General features: G+C 35.3%; 10 protein-coding genes and 4 pseudogenes. 3 read left to right on the forward strand and 11 right to left on the reverse strand.

Going from position 1 to position 16007, the window contains the following annotated elements:
* On the forward strand, positions 1–3399 hold a 3399-nt coding region (locus ACFILL_RS04025; RefSeq protein WP_375643365.1), incomplete at its 5' end, for a type ISP restriction/modification enzyme.
* Between the two features lie 798 nt (positions 3400–4197).
* Here ACFILL_RS04025 and ACFILL_RS04030 read toward each other — a convergent pair.
* From ACFILL_RS04030 to ACFILL_RS04045, 4 genes and pseudogenes are all read right to left on the reverse strand, one after another.
* Entirely contained in the window at positions 4198–4668 is a 471-nt protein-coding gene (locus ACFILL_RS04030) for an SMI1/KNR4 family protein (RefSeq protein ID WP_375643364.1), read from the reverse strand.
* A gap of 274 nt (positions 4669–4942) precedes the next feature.
* The gene (locus ACFILL_RS04035; RefSeq protein WP_375631046.1) at positions 4943–5290 is read right to left on the reverse strand and encodes an HNH/ENDO VII family nuclease; all 348 of its coding nucleotides are present in this window, start codon (positions 5288–5290) and stop codon (positions 4943–4945) included.
* Positions 5291–5378: 88 nt separating this feature from the next.
* Positions 5379–7952: a DUF6990 domain-containing protein gene (locus ACFILL_RS04040; RefSeq protein WP_375643363.1), complete on the reverse strand. Its 2574-nt coding sequence runs from the start codon at positions 7950–7952 to the stop codon at positions 5379–5381.
* A gap of 12 nt (positions 7953–7964) precedes the next feature.
* Positions 7965–9654, reverse strand: a pseudogene (locus ACFILL_RS04045) (DUF637 domain-containing protein); the annotation flags it as partial.
* 1012 nt (positions 9655–10666) lie between these two features.
* Here ACFILL_RS04045 and ACFILL_RS04050 point away from each other — a divergent pair.
* A pseudogene (locus tag ACFILL_RS04050) lies at positions 10667–11195 on the forward strand (hypothetical protein).
* 34 nt (positions 11196–11229) lie between these two features.
* Here ACFILL_RS04050 and ACFILL_RS04055 read toward each other — a convergent pair.
* From ACFILL_RS04055 to ACFILL_RS04065, 3 genes and pseudogenes are all read right to left on the reverse strand, one after another.
* Complete coding sequence (locus tag ACFILL_RS04055; protein WP_375643361.1) at positions 11230–11892, reverse strand: hypothetical protein; 663 nt, start codon at positions 11890–11892, stop codon at positions 11230–11232.
* Between the two features lie 399 nt (positions 11893–12291).
* Positions 12292–12598: pseudogene (locus ACFILL_RS04060) on the reverse strand (BrnA antitoxin family protein).
* Complete coding sequence (locus ACFILL_RS04065; RefSeq protein ID WP_375637499.1) at positions 12576–12713, reverse strand: hypothetical protein; 138 nt, start codon at positions 12711–12713, stop codon at positions 12576–12578. The pseudogene ACFILL_RS04060 and the gene ACFILL_RS04065 overlap by 23 nt, the downstream one beginning before the upstream one ends.
* A gap of 363 nt (positions 12714–13076) precedes the next feature.
* On the opposite strand from ACFILL_RS04065, the pseudogene ACFILL_RS04070 reads away from it, so the two are divergent.
* Positions 13077–13255 (forward strand): annotated as a pseudogene (locus ACFILL_RS04070) (single-stranded DNA-binding protein); the annotation flags it as partial.
* 21 nt (positions 13256–13276) lie between these two features.
* Here ACFILL_RS04070 and ACFILL_RS04075 read toward each other — a convergent pair.
* The 4 genes from ACFILL_RS04075 to ACFILL_RS04090 all read right to left on the reverse strand — a co-directional run bounded on the left by ACFILL_RS04075 (position 13277) and on the right by ACFILL_RS04090 (position 15988).
* Positions 13277–13843 carry a biotin transporter BioY gene (locus ACFILL_RS04075; protein WP_375643360.1) on the reverse strand — a complete coding sequence of 189 codons (567 nt, stop codon included), beginning with the start codon at positions 13841–13843 and terminating at the stop codon, positions 13277–13279.
* Positions 13844–14100: 257 nt separating this feature from the next.
* Complete coding sequence (locus ACFILL_RS04080) at positions 14101–14658, reverse strand: biotin transporter BioY (RefSeq protein WP_273790434.1); 558 nt, start codon at positions 14656–14658, stop codon at positions 14101–14103.
* Positions 14655–15311, reverse strand: a complete 657-nt coding sequence (locus ACFILL_RS04085) for an energy-coupling factor transporter transmembrane component T family protein (RefSeq protein ID WP_375631038.1) — start codon at positions 15309–15311, stop codon at positions 14655–14657. Before ACFILL_RS04085 ends, ACFILL_RS04080 begins: the two co-directional genes overlap by 4 nt.
* Positions 15308–15988, reverse strand: coding sequence for an energy-coupling factor ABC transporter ATP-binding protein (locus ACFILL_RS04090; protein ID WP_273790432.1), 681 nt, complete (start codon positions 15986–15988; stop codon positions 15308–15310). The genes ACFILL_RS04085 and ACFILL_RS04090 overlap by 4 nt, the downstream gene beginning before the upstream one ends.
* Positions 15989–16007: the final 19 nt, after the last annotated feature.

Here is a 16007-nt window from a genome sequence, read left to right on the forward strand (position 1 = left end):
CATATTGATGGAACCTTTAGTGCTAAAGAGCGTACAAAACAACTTGACTGGTTAAAGGAAGATGCGGGGGAAAATACTTGTCGTGTACTTACCAATGTACGCTGTCTTTCTGAAGGTGTTGATGTACCCGCTCTTGATGCTGTTCTATTTTTACACCCGCGCAAAAGTCAAATTGAGATTATTCAAGCGATCGGACGCGTCATGCGTCGAGCAGAGGGTAAAAAAAGAGGTTATATCATTCTACCCATTGGGATACCCGCTGACATTCCACCGGAAATAGCCTTAGAAAACAACAAAAAGTATAATGTCATCTGGCAAGTTCTCAATGCTTTACGTGCCCATGATGACAATTTTAATAAAATAATTCACCATATGCACAAAAAACAAGACGTAAGCGATTCTCTTGAAATCGTTGCTGCTTCTCAAGAACTTGCGTTAGAAGATACGACCACGGTTATTGATGATTTACCTATACGCTCAAAATTAGAGTATTCAGGACTTAATATTGGATTAGCAACTTACGAATCTTCTCACACATGTGAAGAACAAGGTGAACTCCCCCTTTTTTCTAAATGTAAAGATGTCATTAAAACTGCTATTGTTAATAGATTTTACGACCCTAGCTATTGGAAAAAATGGGCAATAAATGTTGGTGATCTTGCTCAAACTCATATCATACGCTTAACTGAGGTTTTGACGAAATCAGAAACTGAAACACGGCAGGTGTTTAATGATTTTATGACCGAATTACGTAACAATTTAAACACAACCCTCTCCGAAGAAAATGCGATTGAAATGCTTGCGCAACATCTTGTGACGCGTCCAGTCTTTAATGCTTTATTTGAGGGGCATCAGTTTGTTCAAGAAAATCCCGTATCTTGCGCTTTACAACGTGTACTCAATGCCCTTGATAAAGTTACTCCTAAAGAAGAATCTCAAGATCTCAAAAATATTTCTAAGAGTGTACAATTTTACACGCGTGGAATTACCACTCTTGAAGCACAACAAAGTTTAATTGTAGAGCTTTACAATGAATTTTTCCGTTATGCTTTTCCGCGTACAGTAGAAAAATTAGGCATTGTTTATACTCCCATTGAGGTTGTTGATTTTATCATTCATTCTGTTGATGATGTGTTGCGTCATGAATTTGGAAAAAGTCTAGGATCACGTGGTGTTTCTATTCTTGACCCTTTTACGGGTACTGGAACCTTTATCACAAGGCTATTACAATCCAATCTCATCAAACCAGAGGATATGGAATATAAATACCGTCATGATATCCATGCCAATGAGATTGTTTTGCTTGCCTATTACATAGCAGCCATTAATATCGAAGCAACCTATCATGGTCTTATGAAAGGAAATTATATCCCTTTCAAGCATATTGGTTTGACTGATACGTTTCGAATGATTGAAGAAAAAAATTTGATGGAAGGTATTCTCAAAGAAAACAGTGAATATTTAGAGCATCAGAAAAATCTAAACATTGAAGTTATCTTTGGTAACCCTCCTTATTCTTCTGGTCAAAGGAGTGCTAATGATAATAATACAAATGTAGAATATGAAATACTTGATAGAAGTATCCAAAATACGTTTGCACTTAAATCTCAAGCAACATTAAAAAGAAATCTCTATGATAGCTATATTAGAGCGATTAGGTGGGCTAGTAATCGCTTAAGTTCCCAAGGTGGTATTGTAGCTTATATTTCTGGAAATGGATGGATAGATAAAGCCTTTGCGGATGGCATGCGAAAATGCTTACGAAATGAATATTCTTCTATTTATATTATTAATCTTCGTGGTGATATTCGAAAAAATATAAAATCAAAAGAGCTATCAAAGGAAGGAGGCAATGTTTTTGGTTCTGGAAGCCAAAACGGAATAGCTGTAACGATTTTTGTGCGCAATCCAAATAAAAAACAACCGTGTAAAATTTATTATCACGACATTGGTGATAATCTTTCTACCGAAAAAAAGCTTGAGATGCTTCAATACTTTGATAGTGTTGGTGGTATTACACGTGAAGATGGTTGGAAAATAATTACACCGGATGAACATGGGGATTGGCTTCATCAACGTGATAACAATTTCAAAACATTTTTAGCTCTAGGTATTAGAAAAGGTCATGATAAAAAGCTCTTTGAAACGTTTTCTCTTGGGGTTGTAACCAATCGTGATGCTTGGACATATAATGCAAGTCGTGAAGCTTTAGCAAAAAACATGAGTAATATGATCACATTCTATAACAGCGAAGTGGAACGGTTTAATAATGCCTATGGACATGTTGATCGCAGAATACGTACAAAGGCTGTAAATAATTTCGTTGATACAGATGAGAGAAAGATAAGTTGGAGCTATAATGTTAAACAAGAATTAGTAAGAGGAAAAATCTTTGAACTTGAAGATAGATGCCTTATTCAAAGTCTTTATCGTCCTTTTACAAAACAATGGCTCTATTATAATCGCGCCTTTAATGAGAGAGTTTTACAAATGCCGCGGATATTCCCTATGGGAAAAACTGTTGAAAATAAAGTAATTCAAGTTACAGGTACCGGAACTCAAGCGGGTTTTTCTGTACTTATGGCAAAAAGTTTACCTAACCTTCACGCAATAGATACAGGTCAATGCTTCCCACGTTATATTTACAAAGATACTGAATCTTTAAAAGATAAAAGTGAAAAACAATCCCATTTATTTACGAATTCTACAGACGACAGCACATCAGCTGGTTTACAGAAGCGTGATGCCATTACTGATGAAGGTCTAGACTATTTTAAAGCGGCTTATCCTAATGAAGCCATAACAAAAGATGATCTATTCTATTACGTTTATGGAATTTTACATTCGGAAGATTATCGCACCCGTTATGCTGATAATCTCTCTAAAGAATTGCCTCGCATTCCTTGTGTAAAAACTGCTGATGATTTTTGGAAATTTGTGACAGCAGGGCGTGAACTCGGTCATTTGCACGTAAACTATGAAACTGTAGAACCTTATCCTGTCACCTTTAAAAAGGGTAATCCAAAAGTTACAGAGATCTCTAATCCCGAAAAATTCTATTATGTAACTGAAATGAAATTTGCAAAAATTAAGAATAGTAAGGAAAAGGATAAATCAACTGTTATTTATAACAGCAATATCACAATAACAGATATCCCTCTTGAAGCTTATGAGTATATCGTTAATGGTAAACCAGCTCTTGAATGGGTTATGGGGCGTCAATGCGTTAAGACTGATAAAAAGAGCGGCATTGTTAATGATGCCAATCGCTATGCTGTTGAAACCATTGGCAACCCTGCCTACCCTCTAGAGTTATTTCAGAGGGTTATTACCGTAAGTTTAGAGACAATGAAAATCGTTAAGAACCTACCAAAACTAGAAATTAGAGAAACTGAATAGACTTGGCTTGCTAAACTCACAAGGGGTATAGAGTCTTATAACCATAATCTATACCTCTCTTGTTAAGTTGATTAGATACAATCTTTAAAAAGAGTGCTTATATGCGTTATTCTAAAAAGAAATCATTTGCACTTTTAGATACTCTTATTTGGATTGCTTTAAGACTTTTAAGAAACCCTATCTAAAGTGAATTAGATTTTTTTACATTGCCTTTAAGAGGTTATACCGTAATCTAAAATGATAGCTTTATGCTTTTCAAAAGCTTTGTTTAAAGAGAGTTATATATATTCATTTTCTTATATTACTTATAGGTTTTGAAGGTTTCTCAAACCCTCAAAATACTCAAAATCTTCAAAACTCATAACCATAATGGTCTTGATAGCACTTCTTATGAGTTACAAACTATCTTTTGAAGGCTTTAAAAGAGCATATGCTTTTCATAAAGCACATTTTAATCACTCACTAAAATAATCTAGTTTGTCAGTTCAATTTACTGACACATAACTGACAAGTTTTAATCAATTCACATCATTGGTTATCTTTAAAGATTGTACTCTTGATATGAATTATGTCTTAAAAACATTAACCTATTGAAATATTATGTTTTTAATTTTCTCTCATTTAAAAAAAATAATATAGGCTCTAAAAAGAACTGACAAAACTGACACGGTCTATTAAAAGGGATTTTGCTCATCTCTATAATGATCAGTTTCTATTGAGATATTTTCATAACAGTCTATAAATTACAATTATCCTATTTATCAACTAGTTGTATAACATCATCTAAGGTATAAGTTTTCATGAATCTTCCCCTGCATACTCTTTAATTCTTTTGCAGAGAAATTCATAAAAATTACTTGCGTAATATTGGGGATCGTCAAGTGGAAACTTAAGATAGAGCGGGCACTCTCCATCCCGAAATTGAGTATAATCAAAGTAAAAGGTTTCACCGAAATCAGTTGTGCAGATAACAAGTTGTTTGGGATTCGTAAAGCCATCTCTTCTATCGAGCAAATTTCGGTAAACAATATCACCAGCAGGAATACCTGCGCAGATTTCATAAATACTGAATATTTCTTCACCTCCAATTTCTCCTCCTCCATAATTTTTTAAAAAATTCTTATAGGAAGAGGTAAATTGTAAATCGAGAGTGTTCTCAGCTGTTTTAATCCGTACATCATCAGGGGCATTATCTTGAGTACCAAAATTAATAGCATGACTATGCATATCAACATATTGTGCAACATCTGATAAAGTATAACTTTTCATAAATTTTTCTCCATAAGTCACAGCGTGTTTTTACTCATAATGAGTGTTTCTAATGATCAATCTTTTTCTACTATAGCCAATGAAATTGGGATGAGATTGATAAAATCATAAGAGATATGTTCTTGAAGGAGCTCTTTTCTCATCTGTCTCTGTACAATCATCTCGCATTTACAATATATGATGGAATAAAGGAGGTGATCATTAAAGTTTAGAGAGCGCCTTTTAGGGACATTACTCCAATATTTGCAATAATTACTTTTTCTTTTTTTCCTACTTAGGAATTTTTTTTTGAAATCCAACAAATAACTTTTCTGATAAAATTTGTCTTTGGATTCATAGGAGCAAGCAAACTCCTGCCTTGATAAAATGAGTAGAGAACCTCAACGAGAGGACTATCTTGTTGTTGTGTCATAGGATGTAACATAATAGGTCTAAAATCGACTCCAATAGGAGCTCTTCCTGATGCCATTCTTTCCAGATTTGTACCTGTTACTATCTGTCCTTTTTCTTTCCAAGAAGAAACTGTTTCAGGCTCAAACAGTTCATCTTCCTGATAAACTTTTTGACCTTTAAATTCCACAGGCTCAGCTGCCCCCATACTTTTTTTCTTTATCCATTTCATGATTCATAATCCCCTCGATTTTTTCAAAATAATCAATGTATTCTGTGTTCTAAATAGACTTAAATAAACTCTCCTTCCAAGAGCGAGGTTATTCCTCGCTAGAAAGCTCTGAGTGATCATCAAGCTTTTCTGCCACCTGTTTAATCAAAGCGTAACTCACTTGCTTCACCTTTGCTACTTCTTTGGCTAAAGCTAATGCACGTTCAAGGTGGGTTTTGTTGATGCTTTCGTCAAAGCCTAGGTGATCACCTGCTGTAAAACTTTTCTGATAAGATTGTAAGATCTCAATATCACCCAATAAAGCAAGAGCGCCAAGATGAAGTAAAGCATAATGTGCATCGTTTTCTTTAGACGTAGTGCTTTTTTTCCAAGGAGCAGTGCCATAATCAGAGCGAAGTCTTTTAGAAAGGTCAATGTCTTTGACTGACCATTCTAGTGCATCATCAAGTGCTTTCTTTAAGCGATCCGCAGTGATTTCTGGTTCAAAGATTTCTAACCCCTTTGCTTCAAAATTAAGCTGTATATCTGGAATATCTTCCGTGTGGGTAGGATCAATGAATTTACAAGCGGTGGAAAGAATGCCCGTGCTAATCAAAAAGGCGCTATCAAATTGCGGGTAATCTTTGGCAATTTCGTCGTTATAAAGAATATCTACTTCACGATCAGCCAATTGATAGCTTGCCATATGATCATTCTCATTGATTTTCTCGGTTGACCAGCCTAGGCTTTTTAAAAGTGCATGAGCACTTTCCATGGTAAGACGATCATCAGTGTCATCTGCTTCATCCACTTCCTCTGCCACTTCAACAGAAGTTGTTTTAGAAGCAACAGATGCTGTTTGCGGATCCAAGCTTAAAATCGGTGCATTTTTCGGAAAACCTGCTCGATAACCCCGTGCAAGAGTGAGGAGATTATCAATTCTATATTTTGAGATTTCTTCCACAAAACCTAAAGAATTTCCCTTTCTAAAATTCTCCTTATAAGATTTGAGCTTTTCAACATCCCCAATCAAAACAAGCGCAATAAGGTGACGCGCTACAAGATCAAGTTCACTGTTTGTTGGCAAAGCCGCATAATCATAAATGATTTGATTAATATTTTGCCGATCAGCCCATTCAAGAACATCCGCACTGATCTGTTTTAGCTTGCCTTCATCCAATTCAGTAGTAGAAACTGTATAAACTTCTTCTGCTTCTTTGAGGGCTATATATTGAGGCATATTATAGAAAATCTCTCTATGAGCCGTAGAAAAACTAAGTGTTGAAAGGGAAGCCTTAAACGCAACAATCGGCTCTTCTCCATCACTTTGAAGGCTGCACATTATATTGATTATACGGTCTTTACTTACAAAATAAGCATTGCGATTGTAGTTTTTATCACAATAAACTGTCCAACCCATTTCTTTTAATTGCTCTGTAACTTTATTGAAAGTAATCAAAACTTGTGGACTGAGATGTGCTTCTGCTGACTCTCTCTCATGAAGAATTTTCAGATGTTTTTCAGAAAATTCAACGGCATGGTTAACATATTTTTCTACGTCATCATCATCCAAATGTTCAGAAATCGTACCTGCTTTTAGAAAACTTTGATAAGATTTCAGGACATCAATTTTACCTTTTAATGCTAAACAAGCTAAATGCCAGACTATACGTATATTGTAGTTATATTTTTGGATAAGTGTTTTACTTTCGATCGATGCTTGTAAATCTTGGGCGCGTGCCCATTGTATTATCCGCTCAGAGATTTTTATCAAATCTTCCTCATTCAACGTCTCTACACAAATATCAATCCCTTTATCAAAACCGCTAAAAATCCCTCCCCCAATCGTATTAAAAGACTGATAAATATCCGTAGGTCGTATCCAATTATATTCTCCCCTATAGTGAATATATTCGCAAGCTACAGAAATCTTTTCGTTAGAGATCTCAGCTTCAAGACGGACATTGTAATTGTTATGGAGATGTACAAAACCAAAATCAAACTGAATAAAGCGATCTGGCAAAGAGAGCCACATTTTTCCAGGTTCCGTAGAAAACCACCCTTGGGTTTTAAGAATACGGCTTGCTGCAGTAAGGCTTATCGAGCGCTGTTTGGGCTTTTTACGCGTTAGAATATCGTCTAACTCCCCATTTTTATAAGCTTGCGCAAAAAGAATGAGGCGCTCATACCGCGTCATCGCTTTGTAATCTGCAAATTCTGGTACATGTAATTGAGGTGCCGGCTTATCAGACCTTAAAGCCTCAATATCACCAAGTAATGCTTCTGCAACAGCAGAATGATTGGCTGCTTTTTCACGTAATTTTTGTTCAATATCTTGTGCTTTCGCCCAAGCGATAACCCTATTTAAAGATTCCTTAACATGGCTTTCTGAGAGATCTGAAGCTGTAACATCGAAATCCTCTTTCGCAGAAAACAGCGTATCTTCATACTTATCCTGTGATACTTCACCACTAGCATATTCCCAAGCAAGGCAATAAGCAGCAGTGGTAAGATTAGCCGATAGCCGAAACTTTCCCCCATCCTCTCCATAATCTACAACATCATAACTAATGCCTACAATGCGATCGGGAAGATGATAATGCGCAAACATACTACCATCTTCAGCACGATAAGGTTCCCAGCCAAGCGTTTTTAAAATCTCTGTCACGTCTTTAGTTCGCATCGCTATTCACTTTCATTCAAAAAGTCCTAGATAATGAAAAACGTTAATGTCTGTTTTGTCTAACTTATTACTCAATTGTTCTTTAACCCATTTTTTACTAGCTTGGTTTAATTCTTTGCCACTTCCTTTAAAATCTTTGAAAGATTCTTGATATGCCTCTAAGAACTCTTTGTTCTCTTTAAAAAATTTTATAAATTTTCCTTTTGTGGACTCAGCATTTCCTTCTTTATATGCCTCTTTCAAAATCTTTTGTTGTTCACTTAATTTAGCATTCTTCCCCGTTTTTACCTCGCCAATTTTTATTTTACTATTCTCTATATAAACGATATCCGCACGAGATCTTACTACCCCCTTATCCGTCTTAGTTTTGAATACTATTTCTGTTTTGCATGTTCTACATCCTTCATCATTTAATTCTTGTTTTTTCTCATCGCGTTTTTTTTCATGATGCTTCCTGACTTGTCCAAGCCTTTTACCCTTTCCATCATTATCATCATTATTGTTTTGTGGATTTTCATTGCCCGTTTGAGAATTTTTATTTTTTTCTTCTTTTGAGTTTTGGTTTGTTTTTTCGCTGTCTTCTTCTGCATTTTTCAATGCAAACAAATAGCCAAAGAAATCCGTTATAGCCGTCTTATTGCTAGAGGATCCAACAACAGTTGCTCCGCCAGCCATAAAAAGAGACAGAGCTGCCAACTCTTCTGGTGTAAGCGACACAATGAATGCTGCTAATGCTGCTACCGCAGGAAGAAAATTATTCTCCGCAGCATTTCCAGCGGCATCCGCGCCAGTATTTATTGACATCACCACCAGCAAGGGCAGCAGCAAAGCCCCCCACAGCCCGTGCGACATCAATGGCATGATCGCTAAAGTCAGCAAACTGTGCTTCAATCTTTGCATTTATACGCGCTTGTTCTTCTGCCGTTGGAATACGACCATCCAATGCTGCTATTTCTTTTTGTATAAAATTGGGGGACCACAGTTTAAACTGGAGCATAGCAGTGGCTTCGCCCACAGGCCCCGCCGATAGCACCGGCAGAGCAAGCGCCACTCGCAACCGCGCCTTTTAAACAGCCAAGACCAGCGTGGGCAACGATCTGTGTGACCGTGTCTATTTTGCCTTCTGCCTTGGCGGTACCGATTTCTTCTGCCAACGATTTGCCAACCGTATCAGACAGGGCGATGCGCAGATTGTTAAAAAAGTTCTTGTCAAGAGAGCCGCCCTCAAGAGCCGTCTGCACGCCTGTGCCAATGGCGGCTTTGATCAAGTTCTTTTTCGCTTCAAGGGCGATACGATCGACAAAAGGAGCGGTTTTTGGCAAAGATTGTCCAACACCTGCCATTTCCGTTATTTGACTGGTTAAGCCCGCCATTAACATCGATGAGACAATGCTGGGAACATTCTTTGAAGAGCCAAGCTCATGCAAGGCGCCGGCAATATTGCCGCGATTATTGACAAAAGCCACAGCGCTTTTGTCAATCAATGCTTGGACACCTGCCTGTATAACCGCATTCATGGCGGTGCTCGAGCCAAGCCCCAAAGCACCGGTAATGGCACTGGCAGCACCCAAGGCTGCTCCGCCCGTAACCGCGCCCCCGTGACAGCCAATGCCACGATAGCCGCACCGGCTTCTTTCAGCCCTTGGGTTTTATAATCCCAGTCTTTAAACTCAGCCTTAACTGCTAGCCAATCAACTTTCCTTACAAATCTTAATCAACCCAAAGTAATAGCCTGAAATAGCCGTGTGTCGTATGGAAAATTAAAAACAAAAATCGAATGAAGAAAATGCACTTGAGACTTGCATATGGCTTCACAGGTTTATTGCTGTAAAAGCTTCAAATGATGATATCTCTAATACTTTTCGCTTGTTCTCTTGTGGTAGCTTCCACACGCGAAAATATATGGACTATAATACCTCTTCTCAAGCTTATCAAACTGAACTCAAAGGTATTTCCTTATTGATTTTGAAAGAGTCCTTAAAACGCATTTTGCAGAGCAACGTAGAAAGCATGTCTAAAAAAATCATTCCAAGAGCAACAGATTTTTCTAAGTATTGTGAAGAGATTGAAAAAGACCTTCTTTCACGCACCAAAACTCTTCATGAACTAATGATAGGAGAGTTTAAAATAGATTTCTAAAAAGTAGCAAAATAGTGAAAAGTGCTGATCATTTTTGGATTGGATATGCATTTAAAGAGTGATTAAAAAGTTTTTTTAATGTACAATATATTTCTAGAAGCTAAAATAGCTCTATAGTATCAAATTTATAAAGTAAATAAATCCATTAATACAAATTAAGGATTTTAGGATACGCGAATTTCAAAATATTTGTTTTTTAAAACATGAGTAGCCAGCATCAGCTCAAAAAATGTTGCGGCAATTATGATTCCCTTTCGTGTACTTTTGAAATAACAGAGCTTTTCTTTAATCTGTATGAAAGGGTTGCCAGTGCGATGGGCTTTGTTGAAAGGTGGATTTGGGTATCAAAATGCAAGCAAGAGTTTGGGATTATGGAGCTCTGTGTTTAAAGCTATCATCAACTATAGATAAATCATAGACGAGGTTAACTAAAGTATTAAAAGCAACTGGATGCAATAGAAGACATTGCTATTAAAAGAAAAGCAAATGCTAAAAAGACTAAAAGGTAGTTTGTGTTTTTATATCAGAAAATAATTTAAGAAATTGAGATCATAATTTTTTCACAGGAAATAAATATGTTTACAGATAAGAAGAGAAAAGCCTTGTTTGGCGTTATAATTTTTATATTTGTATGTTTTTTAGGAATAAGAAAAAATCTTGACTTATTCAGGGTATTTTGACATTCGCGTCTATTTCTTTGGTGATCGTAACAACTGTTTTTGCAATTTTATGCAATTCTAATATCCCTTCTGAGTTGCAAAACAACCCACAATATAAATGCGGCAATACAAAAGGTTGGAAGAGATTAACATGTGAGTTATATCAGTATATGCACAGTCTCCTAAAGTTAATAATTTTAGCGCTTGTCGTTTTAATTTTCCCAAGTATTTATAAAGAAACTGTTTCTTTGCCTGTCATTTCTAAGTACGTGGAGCACAAGTTTTCTTTTTCATTGGATACCATACTTTGGTACTTAGATATTGCTCTTGGATATTCAAATACCATAATTTGGTACTTTTTTTAGTCTGTGTATTCTTCCTTATGTTGCGTACACGCAGTTTAATAAATATATCTATTTACACGCTACAGAGCTCTATTAAATAGATACAGTAAAATTTACAATTTCATGCTTTAATTTTTATTTTATATTTCCTTCATTATACATACCATTATCATTTTTACTTGTTTTAATAGCAAATTTATGTTGAAAATTTTCAGTATTAAAGATTATATCAAAATTATTATGTGTCTTTCCAACAAAACTTATGTTTTTAAATACGGGATTTACTTCATATTTTTTAAAAAAGTTCAAAAAAAATTCTTTTAAATTATTTTTTTCTTTAAATTTGATATCCAAGCCGAATTCTATTTCAGTATAATCATCCGTGGGAAATTCACCCAACACAAGTTTAGCCATCTTTAGCAAGTTGCCTTCTGATTGCATTGCAAAAAAGTCTGATTGTTTTGGTTGTGTATATTTCAGTTTTATCTCTTTAATTAAACGCAATTTTTTTTCGAACTCTTCCTTACCAACAATATCAGGTGAAATATCAATCGTTTTCGGGGGAAAAGATTTTTTGTAGTGTAGCTGCAAGAATTTGTTTAACTCTTTATTTGAAGAAAAAAGAGTTAACTCTATAGGAATCAAAATTCCAAAATATTGCTTATTCTGTTCAATCTGATTTTTAGAACGTGGGTTAGGAATATTCTGAAAGTCGTTTTCAGAATCAATAACTTCAGGATTATAAGGACTATTTTCTCCCGTTAAAACATAAATCCAATAGCAGATCTTCGAGTTCACAGAAAAATTTTCGATTATTAAAGTAGCACATTGATTATCACAGTTAAAATCGTATCTTCTTTCCTATAAAAATTTATCAGCATCATTGATATTAACTAATTCTGAGGCTGGATCTATTTTATATTTATAAGAAAAAAAGTTAATGGTATTCATAAAGTTAACATAATTACAATGTCTATAGTCTTATCAGATGGCAGGTGCTTCCCAAGTTATCTTAGTGGCCACGAGAAGGTGGTGTATCCAAAATATATTGTATTGTTTAGAATTAGTTAGTTAAAGATCGAAGCTATACAATTTTAATTGCAAAAGCAATACGAATTTTAGAGAACTCTGCAGTGAAAGCTGCTTAGATTTTTAGAATATGGGCTCCCCCTTCCCGGCTTTTAAGTGGAGGAGAAATCAGTGCATTGAACGAAGCATAGTATCACGTAAAATGGCGTTAATACGCATTTGATATCCTTTCCCTTGACTTTTAAAGTCACGCTAGAACGTCTGAATCCACACGCACTGTTGTAACAGTTTTGGGTGGTTTATAGAATGGATTGCGAACGGCATTTTTCCAGAACGCATCATTGAGTGACGGAATATCTCTATAATCAATTGCATTGTCCGGCATTACAGCCAGTTTATCAACTTCAACTCTCTGTTCATCTGTCAAAGGTGATAAGTTACCTACCTCAATTTTATAACGAACTTTCTTCTTTATAAAGTTTCCTCTCTTTCAAATTGGCTCGCCGTGCTGAAATAATACGGATTACCTCTATGCCATTTTTATCGTCATGGACAATATGCGCTACGAATAGTAATAAAAAAACATCCATGAGCCATAAAGCTTGCTAACCATACTCTCCATTTTCAATACGGTCTTGTTTAGCCATGGAGAATGGATCAGAAAAAACATATGCAGCTATTTCAAAACTTTACACGGTGCTTTCTAAGATTACTTTTTGTTTTAGCTTCATTCCATTCAAATCTCATTTTTATACCTTATATTAATACATTTATAAGGGCACTATATACATCAAGAGTTTTTAGATGAACACTAAATTATCCATGTTTTTATACAATTAATATAATTTAACACTTTTAAAATTAGTGATTAATTAACTAAAAATATTAAAAAAATAATAAATTATTCTAAGGCTTTATGCATATAGTATGCAAATCGAATAAAACTTACAAGCCTGTTGAATAAAATGATATTAATTGGCTATGTAGGGGCTGCTCCTGAAAGCAAAAAAATGAATTTGGGTGCCGAAATATTCAACTTTCGTATGGCTACCTTTGAGAGCTATACAGATAAAAATACCAATAAAAAGTAGACAAAACAGAATGGTATTCCGTGATGCTTTTTAATCTACATACATTTGGCAAAACTTGTTCTTCAGTACAAAATTGCCCCTTTTTCCGAATGAATGAGAGGAACGGTTTTTTTTATGGTCAACGCTACAAAGGATGCAATCAGCACTTTCAAGAAACCACTAACCAAAAAACCTAATGAACTTATTAAAACTGTCAGCAAAGGAACCTGTGTCATATACGCTACCCATGGTATTCCAAAAGAATAGACTATCCCAATGCCACCCACAGTATTTATCACAAATAATATTATAAAATTTAACCGCTGCCAAAATAATTCTACCATAAAGCCAATAAAAAATGCAGCAAATGGAAAACTAATCAGATAACCACTTGTAACTCCTGAAAAAACACTAATTCCACCACGACCACTAGGCAATAGAGGTAACCCAATCGCAATAAGAACAAGGAAAAGAAGTGATGCTAACGCTCCCCTTTTTGCTCCAAGTATAGAGCCTGCTAACATCGGAGCCATAGACTGAGCTGTAATAGGGACACCCAGCAAAAAAGGAAGATAAATAGGAGGAAAAAGACTCAAAACAGCGTAAATAGCGGCAAATAAAGCAATATAAACCAAATCTTTTGTATTCACTGAATTATTCCTTCACTAGGGAAAAGCTTTCGTTATTGTTGTACAATTAATAAAAAGTATCAGATTTATAAAAGTACACTTTAAATGCCTTAGATATAGAGAAAAATATTATAATAATTTATTTTAATAATATTACTTATATAAATCATATTAGATTCTACAATGTTTAATTATATCATAAATTACTATAGTTAAATTCAATAATAGTGATATACGAATATTATATAACAACAGCATAACAAAATAATACATTTATTTTAGTTATTATGCTTTGAATGCATGAGAGGAACAGATCTTTTAATCGCGAGTGCAATAAAGGATGCAATCAACGCTTTTAAACAATCGCCTATCAAAAAAACTGATGAAGCCATTAAAACATTCAGTAAAGAAACTTTGGTCATATACGCTGTCCATGGAACCCCAAAAGAATAAACTATCCCAATGCCACCAAAAGTATTTATCATAAATAATGTTATAAAATTTAACCGCTGCCAAAACAACTCTACCATTAAACCAATAAAAAATGCGGCAAATGGAAAACCTATTAAATAACCACTTGCAATCCCTGAAAAGACACTGATTCCACCACGACCACCAGACAACAGAGGTAATCCAATCGCAACAAGAACAAGAAAAAGGAGTGACGCTAAAGCACCCCTTTTTGCCCCAAGTATAGACCCTGCTAGCATCGGTCCCATCGATTGAGCTGTAACAGGTACCCCTAGAAGAAAAGGAAGATAAATAGAAGGGAAAAGGCCCAAAATAGCATAAATAGCGGCAAATAAAGCAATATAAACTAAATCTTTTGTATTCATTTAATTCTTCTTTTACTATAAAAACTCTGATTATTACGAGATGCTGTATCAATAGTATCAGCATCATAAGAACGCGCTTCCAATGCTTCAGACACTTCTGACGCCATTCTTATGGTCCGTATAATTAAAGGTATCGCAAGAGCAACAATGTTAGTATTAAGTCCCCGTGCTTGCTGTGCTTCATGTACCTCATTAAACTTTTCACTCAAAAGAGGAATAAACCTGATCGCCATAGAGATAACCATACTCACTTTTGATGGATTTATACCAAAACAACGAAAGGGCTGGAGGCCTGCTTCAATTGCATCCACCATATCTGACACTTTTGTTGTGAATGAAATAACTGATGATAAAGAAAAGAGGATAACAAGACGTAATATGACCTCAACCCCCGTAAGCCAACCGCTAAAAATAGTTTGAAATACAAATAGAAGAACTAAAAGCAATCCCATCGATTTAAATTGCTTTATCACAGTTTTGAAAGGAATCTTGGCGACTCTATAGAATAAGATGACAAACAACAAAAATAAACCAAGAAGCGCTATGGAAGAAACCATTATTATAAAAGTTCCACACGCCGTAAGAAATAATAACTTAACTCCAGGCCTTAACCTATGAATAAATGTATCCCTCGGAATATATAAACCGATCATGACATTCTTCTTATATACTCCTTTATAGCAACAAAAGGTACATCATCAATTGCTATCTCCCCCTTATCAAAAACCAGCACTCTATCAAACTTTTTCAAAAACTCTAAATCATGCGATACAACTATTGCAGTTTGTGGTAATTCTTCTATCACTTGCGTAACGCGATGCTTATTTCGCAAATCAAGTAATGTCGTCGGCTCATCAAAAATAATATAGTCTGGTTTCATTGCAACTACACCGGAAATAGCAACGAGTTGTTTTTGCCCACCACTTAATAAATGGACAGCGTGATTTCTGAAATCTTGAAGTTCATAGCGCTGTAAAATTTCATCTACACGCTCCTTAATTTCATCTTTATTAAGCTTTAAATTTTTGAGACCAAAGGATAAGTCCTCTTCAACTAATGGTAAAACAATCTGATTATCTGGATTTTGAAAAACAAATCCAACTTTACGCTTTACTGCTTTTGCATCGCGTTTTGTATCAAGCCCATCAACGCTTACAAAACCATGAGATGGTAATTGGAGCCCATTAATAAGACGAACAAATGTACTTTTTCCAGAACCATTCGCACCTATAATAGCAATTCGTCTTTCGGTAAGCTGTACAGTAATATTTCTTAAAACACACAAATCACCAAAAACTTGTGTTACCTCATCAAATTTTATAATCCCCAAAGTTTATTCCAATCAATTC

The sequence above is a fragment of the Bartonella sp. AP20NXHL genome (assembly GCF_042196165.1).
GTDB lineage: Bacteria > Pseudomonadota > Alphaproteobacteria > Rhizobiales > Rhizobiaceae > Bartonella.

Excerpts from the sequence above, each read along its gene's own strand:
- ACFILL_RS04030 (WP_375643364.1), bottom strand. The coding sequence starts at position 4,668 with ATGAAAAGTTATACTTTATCAGATGTTGCACAATATGTTGATATGCAT.
- ACFILL_RS04035 (WP_375631046.1), bottom strand. The coding sequence starts at position 5,290 with ATGAAATGGATAAAGAAAAAAAGTATGGGGGCAGCTGAGCCTGTGGAA.
- ACFILL_RS04040 (WP_375643363.1), bottom strand. The coding sequence starts at position 7,952 with ATGCGAACTAAAGACGTGACAGAGATTTTAAAAACGCTTGGCTGGGAA.
- ACFILL_RS04065 (WP_375637499.1), bottom strand. The coding sequence starts at position 12,713 with ATGGATGTTTTTTTATTACTATTCGTAGCGCATATTGTCCATGACGAT.
- ACFILL_RS04080 (WP_273790434.1), bottom strand. The coding sequence starts at position 14,658 with ATGAATACAAAAGATTTAGTTTATATTGCTTTATTTGCCGCTATTTAT.
- ACFILL_RS04085 (WP_375631038.1), bottom strand. The coding sequence starts at position 15,311 with ATGATCGGTTTATATATTCCGAGGGATACATTTATTCATAGGTTAAGG.